The organism is Megasphaera sp. AM44-1BH, assembly GCF_003467125.1.
Classification (GTDB): Bacteria; Bacillota; Negativicutes; order Veillonellales; family Megasphaeraceae; genus Megasphaera.
The window spans coordinates 1-14,799 of the sequence record NZ_QSFA01000012.1; the positions used below are offsets into that span (position 1 = coordinate 1).

Sequence of the window (14,799 nt, forward strand, 5' to 3'; positions counted from 1 at the left end):
TTTTATTTTAAAAGTGTCAAAGATGGGATTATACAAGAAGCGGATACAAATTCAAATATTTTAATCAGCTTCTCCTTTATTTATAAAAGCCCCAGCATCCTTGAGCTTGGTCATGCTGCCGTTCACGAGGTACAGATTGCCGCCTTCTTCATCCGGCACGGGATTCATGTCTTCCAGTTCCCGGATGTCGTTGGCGGACAGCCAGCCATTCTGCCGGCCGATGCTGTAACCGGTCATGCGGCTCTCATAATCGCCGCGCATCAGGCCGTTGACGTTGAACTTGAGGAAATACTGCTTCTTCTCTTCCGGCAGGAACAGGGCTTTCTGCATGGCCTGCTCCCAGCGGATGACCCACGGGTCTAGCGTATATTTCACAAATTCCATGGACTGCTGCTCAATATTATTGAAGGAACTTTTCTCCAGGTCCCCGATCATGTGCGGCGGGATGCGGTAGAGCCTTGCGATTTCGTTGAGCTGGAATTTCCGCGTTTCCAGGAACTGTGCTTCTTCCGGCGGGATGCCGATTTGCTGGTACTTCATGCCTTCTTCCAGCACAGCCACCTTATGGGCATTGGCACTCCCCCGATAGACGGCATTCCAGGAGTCCCGGACTTTGGCCGGGTCCTTCAGAACGCCCGGATGCTCCAGCACCCCGCTGGGGCTGGCCCCGTTGGCAAAGAAAGAGGCACCGTATTCCTCGCAGGCCATAGTCATGCCCACGGCATTGCGTGCCATGGCAATCGGCGAATAACCGACCAGGCCGTCAAATCCCAGGCCGGGGATATGCAGCACTTCTTCCTTCTGGAGTGCCACTTGCCCATACGGCTTGATGTTCGGATTCTCGTCTCCTGTCTTGGTATACAGATAGAAAATCTTTCCCCGTTCATCCCGGCAGACGGTCATCTTGTCCGGCCTGAGCGGGTATAGTCCCTGCACCCGCCCCAGGCGGTCACGGATGATCTGGGCGTAGGCATTGCCCCAGATGAGCAGATGGCTCATGAGCGTTTCCCGGAAGATGAACGAGGTCATCTCCGGGTTCGGCTCATCATGGAGCAGATGGTACAGCGGATGGTCATAGACCCGCTCCTTGCCGCCAGGCGTGTAACGGTACAGCTGGAGCGGCAGGGCTGCCAGGGTTTCCGCCAGGATGCGGACGCAGGCATAGACTGCCGTTGTCTGCATGGCTGTGAACTCATTGACCTGCTTACCACTGGATGAACGTCCAAACAGGTAATGCATATCCGTCCCGGTGTAATAGTTTTGTGGCTTATCCCTGGTATGAAACAGTTTGGAAAAGATGCTCATAATCCACTCCTTCCTAATAAACCAAGTGATTGTTATAATAGATTCGTCGGATATCTGATTTTTCAAAAATGAAAAGTTTCCCATAGTGACGGAGGGTGATCAAATATGACAAAGGAAGAATTATTAGAGTTTAAATACACGTATGGCTATTTCAAGATTGATGATCTTACCTATGGTTATATGACAATTCTTTTCTTTCAGCCGCCGTGTACTTATACAAAAGTTTCCTTTGATGAATGTCTGGAGGATAGTTGTTCCAAGCATGGTTCAAACATACAATGCACTAAGACACCACAAACCGTACGATTTTTTCATTGAAGCAGGAACTGAAAAGTTTTCCATCAAAATCAGCGACTATAGTAATGAAAACTTAGATGATTCGGTACTCTTTACCGTAAAGATTTCAAATTGGAATAGCGGCTTACAGTATGGTACAGAGCTACATCAGGAAATGCCCGTTGCCTACTTAATGTATGTATTTGAAAAATTTTTCAGTGAATTACTTCATCATCCGGATTTTCCTTTCCAATATCCATGCTTTTCAGAAATAGCCAGCCCGCAAGGTATAGCCGTAGAAGCTGAGTTTGAGAAAAAATATGAAAACATGAATCTTTCTAACGCGAAATACATTAAGTTAGATAAGCAATTCATGCGGGAGCACATAACAGAATTCACAAAGTGCGGCGAAACACTAAAAAATGAATTTATAACTATGCTGACTGAGTATAAAGTTCCTGATGGATGGACAATCTTAAGAGAATCGGGTCCTGAAACAAAGCACGATATTTTCTAGATCTATTAACCTTTATGCCTTAAACTGAAAATCATGGCTTTATGACGAGTGAAACTACTCTAAAATGCAATAATCCCTCGTTCGTCATAAATACTGTTCCCGCCCATTCCATTACGGATGGCCCGATCCAGTGCCATGATGGACGCCACGATTCCGTCGATCTTTTCGACGGATTTTTCTTTGTCCGGTTTGATGTTCCCCGCAGGGTCCTGGCGCATGACGACGTTGCCAGCCATCCATTTGAGGACGGGATTGCCGCCATGGTTGATATTCCCTTCCATCAGAAGCTTGAACAGCTCCTTCGACGGCGGCGACATATCCTTGAACCCCTGGCCGAAAGGCACCATGGTAAAGCCCATGTCCTCAAGATTCTGCACCATCTGGGTGGCGTTCCAGCGGTCATAGGCGATTTCCCGGATGTAGTACGTTTCCCCCAGGCGTTCGATGAACTTCTCGATAAAGCCGTAATGGATGACGTTTCCTTCCGTCGTCTGGATGAAACCCTGCTTCTGCCAGACGTCGTAGAGGACATGGTCACGTCGGCAGCGAAGTTCCAGTGTGTCTTCCGGCAGCCAGAAGAATGGCAGCAGGATATATTTTTCCTCTTCCGTCCGGGGCGGGAAGGCCAGTACCAGGGCCGTGATATCCGATGTGCTGGACAAGTCCAGCCCGCCGTAGCACATCCGCCCCCGCAGGGAATCCAGGTCAATGGGGAGATTCCCCTTATCGTAGACCTGTTCCGGTATCCAGCGGATGCTGGCCGAAGTCCAGATATTCAATCTGAGTTGTTTGAACACATTCTCCTCGGCCGGATTCTCGATAGCGTTCTGGTACGCTTCCCGGACGCGGTCGATCTGGATGGTGTGGCCAAGGGAAGGATTCGATTTGTACCAGTTGGCTTCATCTGTCCAGTCCGCTTCCCCTTCCAGGCCATAGACAACGGGGTAAAAGGTGTAGTCTTTCTTTCGGCCCGCCATCAAGTCAAGGGCCTTTGTGTGCAGCTCATAGCAGATACTGTTCTTGTCGTTGCCCGCCGTCGTGATGATGAAGAAGAGCGGCTGCTCCCGGGCATCGCCGGAGCCCTTGGTCAGGACATCATAGAGCTTGCGGTTCGGCTGGGCGTGGATTTCGTCAAAGACCAGGCCCGACACATTGAGTCCGTGTTTGGTCCCGGTTTCCGCCGACAGCACCTGGTAGAACCCGGCGTTGCGATAATTGATGATGCGCTTGCCCGCCGTCCGTATCTTGGAGCGGCGCATCAGGGCCGGACTCATCTCGACCATCTGCCGTGCCACATCAAAGACAATGGAAGCCTGGTTGCGGTCACAGGCCGCACCATACACTTCGGCACTCGGCTCGTTATCGGCATAAAGAAGGTACAGGGCGATGGCTGCAGCCAGCTCGCTTTTCCCGTTCTTCTTTGGAATCTCTATATAGGCCGTCAGGAACTGCCGTTTCCCGTTTTCCTTGACGATGCCGAAGAGATCACGCACAATCTGTTCCTGCCACGGCAGGAGCAAGAACGGCTGCCCGGCCCATTTGCCTTTGGTATGACAGAGATGCTCGATGAAGGCAACCGCCCTGTCGGCCTTGTCCTTGTCGTAATGGGAATCCGGCAGCATGAACGCTGACGGCTTATATACAAATGCCAAACTTGTCACCCCCTTAACAGCAGTTCCATTTCATCCGTTTCTTTTTCTGCCCCGTTTTCTTCCCCAATCATGCGGCTCCGGGCTGACGGGGTCAGGCCAAACTGCTCACAGAATTTCAGCATGATCTTGAGGTTCGTCTGGGCAATTGATACCTGCGGTACCTGCTGCAGGTAGCCGTTCGGCGTCCGCACCATATCCCCATGCTGGGTGATGAACTCTTCCGCTCCTTTCCATCGGGCATATGCCTGGCAGTACCCGGCAAAGGCCATCATATCCAGATTGGTCAGCATCCCCATCTCAGCGAGGACTTTCCCCAGCCGCTTCCATTCTTTCTTGGCATCGTATTCCAGCCAGTCCGGGCAGCGAGGGAGCCGTCCCTTTGGCATGGGTTCCTTCTTATTGAGGGGACGATGGCCGGGATTGCCTTCCAGCACCTTGAGCGCCGTCGGCTTCGGTTTTCTTCCTCGTACAGCCAATGGCGCTCACCTCCCAATAAAAAAGCCCTTGCGGGCTGTACGACAGAGGGGACCGCATCTGCGTTCCCCTCTGGTTCTCTTTTTTAATTCTTCATGACCCATTCGATGGCGTGGCCATTGTCTTCGAACAGTTCGACGCTGACTGCCTATCCGATATTTATGCATCTTATTCGATGACTTCCCATTCATCAGCTCCGGGTATCAGCCCGAGACTGCTGCCCGTATCCCACTGTACATGGATGGTCCCGGCATCATCGACGAACTGGACGGTGCCTTCTGTTCCCCTGGGCGGGGCCTGCCTGTCATCCATGGAGATAAGTCGCACCCGCGTTTCTTCCATCCGTTCCCGGCTGTGCCGCAGCCCGGCCCGCAGGACGGACAGGTCGAAACCGAATTTGCGGTAATCCCGCTCCATGTTCTGGTAGTACCAGTCTTCCGGGATGCCGAACCGCCGGTCTTCGTGCATGATGTACACAAGGCCGCTGAGGATGCCTTCATCTGTTTCCACATCCACTTCTTTTTTGTAGTAGAACCGCGGGAAACCTTCATAGGCATCGAGCCGCCGTTCATCCGCCGGAGAAATGCACCAGAAAACAACCGGCACGAAGGCATCCGCCTTCTTCTCGATCGTGGCGTAACATCCTGTCAAGGAACCTTTGAAGAGGAGTTCATAGCCCCGGATTCGGCCCGTCCCTGAAAGAACGGCGTCAGGACACCGTCTTGCCATCTGTACTTCACTCATGTTGCTGCCGTAGGCAATGTAGATTCTTTGTTTCATCGCTCTCATCCTTTCTGAAGGGATTGCCCTTCTACTACCCCAAGGGCAGCCGAAGCTGCCCCTAAGGCTATCCCCTTCAAGCGGCGGCATTGCGCCATGCGGAATTGCCCGTGAGGTGTTTGAGGAAGTGGAGGCGGCAGGTCTTGAATTCGTCGCCGATGAGTCCGAGCCGGAGCATCCAGCATCGGAAGGCGTATTTCTCATTGTCCGTTTCGGTTTTCCGTGCCGAGGCTTTCTTCTGCGCGAGGGCCTGATGGACGACGGCCAGGCAGAACTGTATGTATGCCTTGATTTCTCCGGCGTGGAGTGTCCCATTGAAAAGCCGGAACTCGACGGTCCCTTTGGTGAAGGTGGCGTGCAGGTTCAGCCCGTGGTAGCGGGTGCTGTTGTAATGATGATTCCGTCCGTAGGGTACTTCCTGATACCAGAGGTCGGCGATGCCGTCCAGGGTGTCCGGCTTTTTCCGATTGAGGTCCTTCAGGAAAGTGGAGTTTGTCTTCCGGCAGTACCGGCTTTCCCGTGAGGGGTTGATCTGGAGGGCGCGGTAAATCATCTCTTCCTTACTCGCCATGATGTTCACCAGGTTCCGCAGGGTCTTGGCGGTGAACCGTTCGGCCCCGACATGGATGTGGATGCCGCAGGACTTGTTGGCAAAGGCACCGGCCTTGCGGAGCATCCGCACCAGTTCCTGCAGCTTCGGGATGTCTTCGTAGGAAAGGATGGGGCTGACCACTTCTGTACGGTAGAAACTGGAAGCATCTGTAATATTGCCGTTCACCTTCTTCTGAGGAATCAGGCTGGAGTCGTTCATAGCCTTCCATTTCCGCCCCTGTTCATCCCTTGCGGTGTAGGTATCGTAGGCTCCGCCTTCGTGCCGGCTTTCCGTTCCGAAGAAGTGGGCCATGAGGCTGGCAGCCCGGCTTCTCGTAATCCCAGTCATTTCCATTTCGATTCCAAAGTGCAGTGTTTTCATAATCATCTCTGTCCTTTCTATGTGTGCGTGTGTTCTTTCGGTACACTATATATCACTCTAAAGGCACACAATAGCAAGTAATATTGAGAATAATTATGAATTAAATCGAAAGTTTACAGGTTCGGATGCCGGCGTTCCTTCTGCTTTTTGGCATGAGCCATGGCTTCTTCTTCCGTGCGGAAGGCGCTCCATCCGTTCAGGCCTTTCAGCAGGGCCATGCGCGATTCGTGGCTGGCTTTGGTTCCCATTCCGATGCGCAGGAGCCACATCCGCAGGTAGTACTTCTCGTTTTCCGGCTTCCGTGTGGCGGACTGGACCCGTTTCGCCTTTTTCGCTGCGCTGACCATGAAGGCCGCCAGTTCAATCAGGGCGCGGTTCTTCACGGCATTGCCCGTAGCGGCAATGCAGAACGTCACCGTATCTACGGCAATCAGGAAACCCCGTCCTTCCTTGCTGTAGTTCTGATAGATGGCAAAGAAGGACGTCCTGTCTGTACCGGGTTCTTCTTTCAGGTCTTCCACCAACCTGTCCGGCACATGGATGTTTTCGTGCCCCGCGGCCCGGTTCAGCAGGTACTGCTGGGCATGAAGCATGAAGACCAGGTTGCGTAGCTGCGCACCGTCCATGCCATCAAGGGAAACCTTAATTTCCATCATATCCGGCTCCGTTTCCGTCTGCGGCAGTGCTTCCAATCCTGGCGTTTCATCCTGCTGCAATCGCTCTTGCGACACTTCGGTTCCCGTTCCTTCTGCCGGCTCCGGCTGCGGAAGAATGCCTGCTTCCTGCAGGAAAGCTGTGATAGCGGCTTCTGTCTTTTCATCATCGCATTCGATATCGCCGCTGCGAAGGATGCGGAAGCCCTGCCCTTCGTAGGCAAAGGCCGGCGTCCCGGTGTAATGAAGCTTTTCGTTATGGTTGAAAGGAATCAGCTTTCTGGCCAGTTCCTTGCGGTCGTTCAGGTTCGTCTGGATTGTCATGGTCTATGTACCTCCTTGTTTTGCTAGTACATATATCACTCTGAACGCCAATAATAGCAAGTTATTTCTGCACTTTATCATAAGGAATTTTCTCATTTTCACGCAGTACAAACACACCTTCATCCCCGCACTCGCTGATATACCGCTTCACGATAACATCGACGAACTTCTCGTCCAGCTCGATGCCATAACAGATGCGGTCCGTCTGCTGGCAGGCCATGAGCGTGGAGCCGGATCCGAGGAACGGGTCCAGGACGATGCAGTGGCTCATGGACGAGTTCTGTATAGGATAGGCCATGAGCGCCACGGGCTTCATGGTCGGATGTTCCTTGCTGGCTTTCGGACGGTCATATTCCCAGATGGTTGTCTGTTTGCGGTCGGAATACCACTGGTGTTTCCCGTTCAGCTTCCAGCCGAACAGGCACGGCTCGTGCTGCCACTGGTACGGACTGCGGCCCAGGACCAGGGCGTTCTTCTTCCAGATGCAGCAACCGGACAGGTAGAAGCCTGCGTCCTTGAAGGCCTTGCGGAAGTTCAGCCCCTGCGTATCGGCGTGGAACACATAGATGGATGCATCCCGTTCCATGTTCTGCTCCATGTTGACGAAGGCGCTGAACAGGAACTGATAAAATTTATCGTCCGGCATATTGTCGTTCTTGATTTTCCCGGCCGTTTCTTCCACATCCACATTGTACGGAGGATCCGTCAGCACCAGATTTGCTTTCTTGCCGTCCATCAGCTGTGTGTAGGTCTCCGGCAGCGTAGCATCGCCGCAGATGACGCGGTGTTCCCCCAGGAGCCATATATCTCCTGCCTTGGCCATAGCCGGCTGTTCCAGTTCTCCGTCCACATCGAAGTCATCTTCTCTCACTTTCTTGTTGTGGACTTTGGAAAAGAGCTGCTCCACTTCTGGTGCCTCGAAACCCGTCAGGTCTACATTGAAATCGACGCTCTGCAAATCCACGATGAGGTCGGCCAGGAGCTGTTCGTTCCAGGCGCCGGTGATTTTATTGAGCGCGATATTGAGGGCCTTGACCTTGTATTCGTCTTCGATATGGACGACCACGCACTGGACTTCTTCATAATCCAGTTCTTTCAGCACTGTCAGGCGCTGATGTCCGCCGATGACGGTCATGTCGTAGTTGACAATGACGGGTTCCACATAGCCGAACTCCTGGATGGAGTTCTTGATCTTCTCATATTCCTTGTCACCGGGCTTCAGCTGCTTCCTGGGGTTATATGCCGCAGGCTTCAGCTGCCCGATGGGCAGGACTTTCCATTCCATATCCGATGTCTTCATACACTGTTTCCTTTCTGGATGCCGCAGCGATGGCGGCTCCGTATCCGTTCAGATGATGCCAGCGGCAATAATTCCGCACGCTGTCCCGTGACAGCTTCGTTTCCCGGGCGATGGCCTTGTACCCCATCCCCTGTCTCCGCATGGTTTCAATCTGCCTGCGCTGGCAGTCATTCATGAAGTTTCCCTTCTTCCTAGCAATAAAAAATCCCCGAGCCATAAGCCTGGAGCTGCCTGATATTCGGTTGAAGACCGTCCTTATATCCCCCCTTATGAATTTCGCGGTTTTTTCCGTTTGAGGGGGCGGCGGTCATGGACGGAAGGGCTGCAGAGATTTGCATACCCCTCGGGCTTTCCTTTATCAAAACATTCATGTTATTATAAGATAAAATAATATACATTGAATATAAATTACTATTTGAAGAGTGGCGCATTAAATATATTGTTTGTTATCTATGCTACTAGTATTTATTGCAAAATTTTGTCATATATAGGAGGCGAACTAAAAATGAAAAAGATTTTTTTATCATTGATATTTATCTTCTGTTTAGCATCACCGTGCTTTGCTTCAAACTGGCTTTATTTAGGTAAAACATCAGATAATTCCCAATATTATATTGATAAGGATAGTATAAAAACTCTATCCGATTTCGGGGTTTTATGGTCAAAAGTCTTACATGCTAATGGAAACTATGATGTTAACTATTTGTTATTAAACCGAAATCATAAAACTTTTGCAATTCGAATCTATTCAATTTATGACAAAAACGGTAAATTGATAAAAACTAGAAATGTTACTAATTATCCTTGGATTCCTATTCCCAAAAATTCGATGATTGAAAGTGTATATAAATTTATTTGGTGGCATTAATATTTGTATTTCCAATATCTATCTTCGGTCATCGTCTTGTGGTCATGGCAACTCTTGCACAAAGGCTGCCAGTTCTTCTCATCCCAGAACAAATCCGGGTCGCCGCGATGTGGCTGGATATGATCCACGACGGTTGCCGGGACGAGCCGTCCTTTCTCTTTGCATCGGACACACCAGGGGTGACGCTTCAGGAAGAACTTCCTGGCTTTCTGCCACTCTCTCCCGTAGCCACGCAGCATCGCGTTCTTCCGTTCGCCCTGGCATTGCTGTTCATGTTCGTCACAATATTTTTTCCCATACGGCACCAGCCTTGGGCATCCTGGATACTTGCACGGTGTCTGCGGTCTTCTTGGCATAGGGTATTCTTCCTTCCTCTGCACAAACCTGTTATACTAAGATTACAAGAACAGTCTGGCTTGCTAGTGACAGGAGTACTCCCACAGCAAATCCCGTGTTCTTCAGGCAAAGGATATGTTGACGGCGGGAGTGCCGAGGGCTGCTGCAGAAGATTCTGGTTCCTGAGATACCAGCATAGCCTTTGCCGCCAAGAGAGAACCTGTCTATGGCCAGAATGCCGCCGCTGTTTTCAGCAGCTTGCGCTGGAGTTACTGATAGGTTCTTTCTTTTATTTTCCTGCATCAAAAAAGGACCGATGGCGTTCAAGCCTCGGTCCTTCATTCTTTTTTTGCTGATTATAGTATATCTTACAGAAGCCAGTGACATCAAGTGCTGCTTTAGTGACATTCAGTGACATTCGCCAGAAATCTCGATGTGTTTCAGGGCTTCGTCATGCAGGCGGTACACCTGGCGGATATGAAGCCCGAGGGCATCGGCAATGGATGCCCAGTCTTTGAAGGCCAGGTAGCGGAGTTCCAGGACGACCCGTTCCCGGTCGTCCGGCACCCGGCTGATAGCCTTCATGATGTCTGCCTTGAGTTCCACCAGACGGTCGATGTCCTCATCCACTTCATGCTCCATATCCATCATGCGGGTGATGGTCTTTTCCAGCCGGTGCGGGTCTGGCGTCCCGCTCGGCGGCACCGGGCTGAGTGTCGATGACGCCTTGATAGCCAGCTGCCGCAAGGCGGATACCTGCTCCAGCTTGCTGTCTATCTGGATATTGATATTTCGTGCCTGTTCCAGATACGCTTTTGCTTCCATACGCTTCTCTTCTCCTTCTGTTTCCCGCTTCATAGTATACCCCCGTTTCCTGGTTCCGTCATCCCCAGGTCAGCTTTCACCGCGTCAATCAGTGCGGCCTGGGTTCCGTCTTTGTGTTCCAATACTTTCAGGATGCGCTCATCAATCGTGCCCTTGGCCACGATGTGCTGTATGATGACCGTACGGCTCTTCTGCCCCTGCCTCCAAAGCCGAGCGTCGGTTTGCTGATACAATTCCAGGCTCCAGGTCAGGCCGAACCATATCAGGATAGAGCCGCCCTGCTGCAGGTTCAGCCCATGTCCGGCAGAGGCCGGATGAATCAGGGCCACGGGAATCCTGCCGGCATTCCAGTCGGCAAAGTCCTGCGATTCCTTCAGCTCTCTGGCCTCCATGCGCTTCTGGATGCGTTCCTTATCGTGCTTGAACCAGTACACCACCAGGACTGGCTGCCCGTTAGCGCTTTCCACCAGATCTTCCAGGGCATCCAGCTTCCGGTCATGGATATTCACGACATTCTTGTCATCTGTGTAAATGGCGCCATTCGCCATCTGCGAAAGTTTCATAGTAAGCGACGCGGCATTGGCGACTGTGACTTCGCCGCCTGGAAGCTCCAATACCAGGGACTGCTTCAGTTCGTCGTAACGTTTCTTTTCCATTTCGTTCAGCTTGACCTCTTTCGCTACGCTCACCAGCTCCGGCATCTTCAGATAATCGTTCGCTTTCATGGACACGGTGATATCTGAAATCTGATGATAAATGACTTCTTCCGCTCCCAGCAGAGGTTTGTAGGAAAATACCACCATGCCGTTGCGCTTGTCTGGTTTGAAATACAGGTTCCTGTACTGGCTGATATACTGCCCGAGCCTTTTCCCCATGTCCAGCAGCCGGAACTCGGCCCAGAGATCCATCAGCCCGTTGCCGCTGGGCGTACCTGTAAGGCCGACGATGCGCTTCACTTTAGGGCGCATAGCTTTCATGGCCTTGAACCGTTTGGACTGGGCGTTTTTGAAACTCGACAGCTCGTCCAGGACGACCATATCGAAATCCAGGCGGCTGTTCTGATACAGCCAGGCCAGGTTCTCCCGGTTCACGATATAGATATCCGCTTCCTGCTGCAAGGCCCGCCGCCGTTCTGCCACGGTTCCCACAACCACACTGCAGGTAAGTTCTTTCAGATGGTCCCATTTTCGGATTTCTTCCGGCCAGGTATCTCTCGCCACCCGAAGTGGCGCCACGACCAGTACATGTTTGATTTCGAAGGAATCGTACATCAAATCGCGGATGGCTGTCAGCGTCGTTACCGTCTTGCCAAGGCCCATGTCCAGGAACAGGGCCGTAACTGGATGGGACTTGATGTATTCAATGGCGTATTTCTGATAATCATGCGGCAGAAACTTCATCTGGCACCGCCTCCTTTCCTTTCCTTCATGTGTGCCAATCCATCCAGCATCCCAGGAATATTCTCTGGATTGTCCAGGACGAAAACCGGGAACCCCATTTTACGAAGCATGGCATGGCGGCTATTTTGCAGAGGCCTTGGCTTCCGCCCCGGTGCTTTCACTTCTACAAAAGCCATTATTCCATCCGGCAAAAGTACTAACCGGTCAGGCATGCCGCTGTATGACGGCGAAATAAACTTCAATGCCATGCCCCCACGTTTCCTGGTTTCCATCACTAATTTGATTTCTGTTGTGCGTTCCCGCATGAATTTCTCCTTTCTGTGACGGACGGTGACGCCCCAAACCTAAACTTTTCTATATGTGTTTTTTCTCTAAAAAACAGCCTTAAAAGGGGTTTTATATTTGGGTGTCACCGTCCGTCACACCACTCATTCCAAAAAGTCTGAAATCTTAAGCCTGATGCCGATTATGAACCGTCCGTCCCGCTTTTTCACCCGTTCAAATCCTCTCTGCTCCAAAGTTCTGGTAAACTCTGTGGAATTACGGACAAAGTCGCCCGTCCGAATACAGAAACTCCGGTAAGATTCATATAATTTCCCAGATTGTTCGTGCGTGCCAGGATCTATCTCGCAACATTCTTCCAGGAAATGCGTCATCCAGTCATTATCTGCCCTGTATTTTTGAATGGCCTCCTTCACGCACATCGGTTGATGGAAATGGAACTGGCAGTCGATGGCCTTCTTGGCCCCTTCCATCACCCACTTCAACACGTAGGGTGCCGCATGGTCTAAGAGGTATTTTGAATAATTCTTGATATCCATCTTCCGCGTAATGGTTGCCGTAAAAGGAATGACGATAAGCCGTCTCCAGATGCCGGTGTCCATGGCACCGACGCGTGGCAAATGATTCGTATACAAGACGAGCGTATGGGAAGGCATAAAACTGGACGGGTCTTTATACTTCTTTTCTGCTGAAATTCGGTCTGTGGAGCAAAGCTGTTTTACCACTGAAGTTGAAAGGCGCATGCCTTCTTCCAATTCTGCGGCAATAAGGAGTCTCTTCCCCTTAGCTTCAGCCAGTTCAGGCTTTACGTTCCGCTTGCAGTTGGCCGTTAAAGCATCCGCAGAAATAGTACCGCTATAGCTCCCCAAAACACTGGCAATCGTATTCCAGAACGTAGATTTTCCGTTGGAACCTTCCCCATATGAAATAATCAAGGCTTCCAGCTCCACCTGTCCGATAACCGCCAAGCCCGCAATTCGTTGCACGTAATCAATCAATTCTACGTTTCCCTGGAATGTCCGCCCGACTGAATCCAACCAGAGTGCTTTTCCATCATCACCTGGAGAAACCGATGTAATCTTGGTAATGAAATCCATACTGTTATGTAACTGCCGCGATGATGCCCCTTGGTTCAAGTCATAGGTACCGTCTGGGCAATTCAGCAAGAACGGGTTCTGATCCAGATCATCATAGCTGATTTCAAGCATAGGCTTTGCCGCCTGGAGCGCTGAAACCACATATTTCATATCTCGCCGTTTCATAACAAATTTCTTATAAGCGAGGGCAGACAGATAGGCATGATAGGCCTCGACCTGTTTTTCGCTTATCTGTTTTTCAAGTGACTTTCCTCCGCTGCGGATTTCTTCTTCTGATATTCCACTTTCTTTAAGCGTGTTTATGGTATTAGCTAAGGTATCCAGAGCGTCCGCCAATTGCAGGTCAAGAAATTCTTCCATTGCACCCACAGCCCGCTGCTTCGATTCCACCCAGTGCGTTCCGTCATAGCGCAAATAGTCCGTGGCAGCAGTATATTTCAGCTCACTGCCATACTCCCGTACCAACATCTTCGCCTGCCCGATATCCGAATAGTCTCCTGGCTTCAGTGACTTTCCCGTGCCAAAATCATTGTTGTACTGTTCAGGGCTGATATAGCCTTCCTGCTTAGCCACCTTTTCCCCGAACCGGACGGCGCTTTGCCAGATTTTATTGAGTTCGGCATCTTCCAAAGGCGGATCACATTTTTCGGCTTCCTCAAGGAATATGGAATATGCCCGTTCTGTTGCCCCATACCGTTTGATGACACGCCCTGCAAACCGACTCATTGTATTGTTGCGCTGCCCCTGTGGGATAGAATCATTGCTCTTCGTGTCGCAAAATAAATCAGCAATGGTTCTAGCCCCATCCTGCCAAAGGACTGATTCTGCCTGGCTTCCGTAAAGGAACCTGGCAGAATCTAGTGCAGCTCCATCAAAAAACGGAAACTGCTTTTGTACGGCTCGTTTGAGTGCTGTATAAGCATCTCCGTCTGTCATTTTGGGAATCATGAAATAAGCATGAAAACGTGGTCTAGCACTTTTTCCATCTTTCTCCTTCATGTTATTGCGAGATGGGACAATAGCCACAGCCACATCGGGTAACAGGGTAATAAGTTTTTTTCCGGTCACCCATTCGTCAGGATTGTCCGTATCTCCATTGTCACAATCCATGACCGCCACATCAGATACCAGAAAGTTATCCCGGTTCCGGTAGTTGTCCTTATACACCGCACATACGTGGTCAAAGGCGGCTGCAGTTTTCAATTCCTCGCCGTTCGAAATAACTGCCTTGTTTGGATATACAGCATTGTGTTCGTTGCCAGTGCAGTCAGCAGTGTAAATCGTAAAAATCATCTTTCTACCTCCTCGAGGTCATTAGTAAAAAATCTCAGCCTGTAATTTTTCCACCGGGCTCTCCTGATTTCCGCATCCATGCCAGGGGAAATGATATCGCCGAACACCCACACTTCCCGGCATAGGCTCATCAGTACATTGCCAAAATGCATCCCCATTTCCCGTTCCATCGGATTATCGTCATCCAAAAACTGTGTGAACAACAGATGCGGTGCAATGGGGATACGGCCCTGTTCGAAAGCAAATCTGGAATATCGGCGAGCATTTTCAGTGTTTTTCAAGGTATCTCCTGAATAAGGAGAACACACATAAACCAGAGGTCGATATGTTTTCATTGCCTTTTTCTCTGCTTCAATAGTGGATAATGCTTGCTGTGGCGTAGGATCTAAATAGTGCTCATCATTGAATTTATTCATCTCAAATTCTCCTTCCTAAAAGCTCTTT

General features: G+C 50.7%; 17 protein-coding genes. 2 read left to right on the forward strand and 15 right to left on the reverse strand.

Annotation, left to right across the window (positions count from 1 at the left end; translation table 11 throughout):
* Positions 1 to 60: 60 nt before the first annotated feature.
* Positions 61 to 1,305, reverse strand: coding sequence for a phage portal protein (locus tag DW949_RS08670; RefSeq protein ID WP_118022839.1), 1,245 nt, complete (start codon positions 1,303 to 1,305; stop codon positions 61 to 63).
* Between the two features lie 229 nt (positions 1,306 to 1,534).
* Between DW949_RS08670 and DW949_RS08675 the strand changes: the two genes are divergently transcribed.
* Positions 1,535 to 2,098 carry a hypothetical protein gene (locus DW949_RS08675; protein WP_147349052.1) on the forward strand — a complete coding sequence of 188 codons (564 nt, stop codon included), beginning with the start codon at positions 1,535 to 1,537 and terminating at the stop codon, positions 2,096 to 2,098.
* A gap of 59 nt (positions 2,099 to 2,157) precedes the next feature.
* On the opposite strand, the gene DW949_RS08680 is transcribed toward DW949_RS08675, so the two are convergent.
* The 7 genes from DW949_RS08680 to DW949_RS08710 form a co-directional block, all read right to left on the reverse strand.
* Positions 2,158 to 3,720 carry a terminase large subunit gene (locus DW949_RS08680; RefSeq protein ID WP_118022916.1) on the reverse strand — a complete coding sequence of 521 codons (1,563 nt, stop codon included), beginning with the start codon at positions 3,718 to 3,720 and terminating at the stop codon, positions 2,158 to 2,160.
* A gap of 35 nt (positions 3,721 to 3,755) precedes the next feature.
* Positions 3,756 to 4,226, reverse strand: a complete 471-nt coding sequence (locus DW949_RS08685) for a phage terminase small subunit P27 family (protein ID WP_026385613.1) — start codon at positions 4,224 to 4,226, stop codon at positions 3,756 to 3,758.
* A 166-nt stretch (positions 4,227 to 4,392) separates the two neighbouring features.
* Positions 4,393 to 5,004, reverse strand: a complete 612-nt coding sequence (locus DW949_RS08690; RefSeq protein ID WP_118022841.1) for a DUF4314 domain-containing protein — start codon at positions 5,002 to 5,004, stop codon at positions 4,393 to 4,395.
* A 76-nt stretch (positions 5,005 to 5,080) separates the two neighbouring features.
* The gene (locus DW949_RS08695; RefSeq protein ID WP_118022842.1) at positions 5,081 to 5,983 is read right to left on the reverse strand and encodes an amidoligase family protein; all 903 of its coding nucleotides are present in this window, start codon (positions 5,981 to 5,983) and stop codon (positions 5,081 to 5,083) included.
* Positions 5,984 to 6,090: 107 nt separating this feature from the next.
* Entirely contained in the window at positions 6,091 to 6,954 is an 864-nt protein-coding gene (locus DW949_RS08700) for a hypothetical protein (protein WP_118022843.1), read from the reverse strand.
* 61 nt (positions 6,955 to 7,015) lie between these two features.
* The gene (locus tag DW949_RS08705) at positions 7,016 to 8,239 is read right to left on the reverse strand and encodes a site-specific DNA-methyltransferase (protein ID WP_118022844.1); all 1,224 of its coding nucleotides are present in this window, start codon (positions 8,237 to 8,239) and stop codon (positions 7,016 to 7,018) included.
* Positions 8,190 to 8,429, reverse strand: a complete 240-nt coding sequence (locus DW949_RS08710; protein WP_118022845.1) for a hypothetical protein — start codon at positions 8,427 to 8,429, stop codon at positions 8,190 to 8,192. Before DW949_RS08710 ends, DW949_RS08705 begins: the two co-directional genes overlap by 50 nt.
* Before the next feature lie 330 nt (positions 8,430 to 8,759).
* On the opposite strand from DW949_RS08710, the gene DW949_RS08715 reads away from it, so the two are divergent.
* Complete coding sequence (locus DW949_RS08715; RefSeq protein ID WP_118022846.1) at positions 8,760 to 9,122, forward strand: hypothetical protein; 363 nt, start codon at positions 8,760 to 8,762, stop codon at positions 9,120 to 9,122.
* Here the strand turns inward: DW949_RS08715 and DW949_RS08720 are convergent.
* From DW949_RS08720 to DW949_RS08750, 7 genes are all read right to left on the reverse strand, one after another.
* The gene (locus tag DW949_RS08720; protein WP_118022847.1) at positions 9,119 to 9,478 is read right to left on the reverse strand and encodes an HNH endonuclease; all 360 of its coding nucleotides are present in this window, start codon (positions 9,476 to 9,478) and stop codon (positions 9,119 to 9,121) included. The genes DW949_RS08715 and DW949_RS08720 overlap by 4 nt on opposite strands.
* 31 nt (positions 9,479 to 9,509) lie before the next feature.
* Positions 9,510 to 9,785, reverse strand: a complete 276-nt coding sequence (locus DW949_RS08725; RefSeq protein WP_147349053.1) for a hypothetical protein — start codon at positions 9,783 to 9,785, stop codon at positions 9,510 to 9,512.
* 81 nt (positions 9,786 to 9,866) lie between these two features.
* Entirely contained in the window at positions 9,867 to 10,316 is a 450-nt protein-coding gene (locus DW949_RS08730; protein ID WP_118022849.1) for a hypothetical protein, read from the reverse strand.
* Complete coding sequence (locus DW949_RS08735) at positions 10,313 to 11,683, reverse strand: DEAD/DEAH box helicase (RefSeq protein WP_118022850.1); 1,371 nt, start codon at positions 11,681 to 11,683, stop codon at positions 10,313 to 10,315. The genes DW949_RS08730 and DW949_RS08735 overlap by 4 nt, the downstream gene beginning before the upstream one ends.
* Positions 11,680 to 11,988 (reverse strand): VRR-NUC domain-containing protein, encoded by a 309-nt coding sequence (locus DW949_RS08740; protein ID WP_118022851.1) that lies wholly within the window; start codon positions 11,986 to 11,988, stop codon positions 11,680 to 11,682. Before DW949_RS08740 ends, DW949_RS08735 begins: the two co-directional genes overlap by 4 nt.
* 123 nt (positions 11,989 to 12,111) lie before the next feature.
* Positions 12,112 to 14,355: a phage/plasmid primase, P4 family gene (locus tag DW949_RS08745; RefSeq protein WP_118022852.1), complete on the reverse strand. Its 2,244-nt coding sequence runs from the start codon at positions 14,353 to 14,355 to the stop codon at positions 12,112 to 12,114.
* Positions 14,352 to 14,771, reverse strand: a complete 420-nt coding sequence (locus DW949_RS08750) for a DUF4406 domain-containing protein (protein ID WP_118022853.1) — start codon at positions 14,769 to 14,771, stop codon at positions 14,352 to 14,354. The genes DW949_RS08745 and DW949_RS08750 overlap by 4 nt, the downstream gene beginning before the upstream one ends.
* Positions 14,772 to 14,799 lie beyond the last annotated feature (28 nt).

Excerpts from the sequence above, each read along its gene's own strand:
- DW949_RS08670 (WP_118022839.1), bottom strand. The coding sequence starts at position 1,305 with ATGAGCATCTTTTCCAAACTGTTTCATACCAGGGATAAGCCACAAAAC.
- DW949_RS08680 (WP_118022916.1), bottom strand. The coding sequence starts at position 3,720 with ATGCTGCCGGATTCCCATTACGACAAGGACAAGGCCGACAGGGCGGTT.
- DW949_RS08690 (WP_118022841.1), bottom strand. The coding sequence starts at position 5,004 with ATGAAACAAAGAATCTACATTGCCTACGGCAGCAACATGAGTGAAGTA.
- DW949_RS08695 (WP_118022842.1), bottom strand. The coding sequence starts at position 5,983 with ATGATTATGAAAACACTGCACTTTGGAATCGAAATGGAAATGACTGGG.
- DW949_RS08700 (WP_118022843.1), bottom strand. The coding sequence starts at position 6,954 with ATGACAATCCAGACGAACCTGAACGACCGCAAGGAACTGGCCAGAAAG.
- DW949_RS08705 (WP_118022844.1), bottom strand. The coding sequence starts at position 8,239 with ATGGAATGGAAAGTCCTGCCCATCGGGCAGCTGAAGCCTGCGGCATAT.
- DW949_RS08710 (WP_118022845.1), bottom strand. The coding sequence starts at position 8,429 with ATGAATGACTGCCAGCGCAGGCAGATTGAAACCATGCGGAGACAGGGG.
- DW949_RS08715 (WP_118022846.1), top strand. The coding sequence starts at position 8,760 with ATGAAAAAGATTTTTTTATCATTGATATTTATCTTCTGTTTAGCATCA.
- DW949_RS08720 (WP_118022847.1), bottom strand. The coding sequence starts at position 9,478 with ATGCCAAGAAGACCGCAGACACCGTGCAAGTATCCAGGATGCCCAAGG.
- DW949_RS08730 (WP_118022849.1), bottom strand. The coding sequence starts at position 10,316 with ATGAAGCGGGAAACAGAAGGAGAAGAGAAGCGTATGGAAGCAAAAGCG.
- DW949_RS08735 (WP_118022850.1), bottom strand. The coding sequence starts at position 11,683 with ATGAAGTTTCTGCCGCATGATTATCAGAAATACGCCATTGAATACATC.
- DW949_RS08740 (WP_118022851.1), bottom strand. The coding sequence starts at position 11,988 with ATGCGGGAACGCACAACAGAAATCAAATTAGTGATGGAAACCAGGAAA.
- DW949_RS08745 (WP_118022852.1), bottom strand. The coding sequence starts at position 14,355 with ATGATTTTTACGATTTACACTGCTGACTGCACTGGCAACGAACACAAT.
- DW949_RS08750 (WP_118022853.1), bottom strand. The coding sequence starts at position 14,771 with ATGAATAAATTCAATGATGAGCACTATTTAGATCCTACGCCACAGCAA.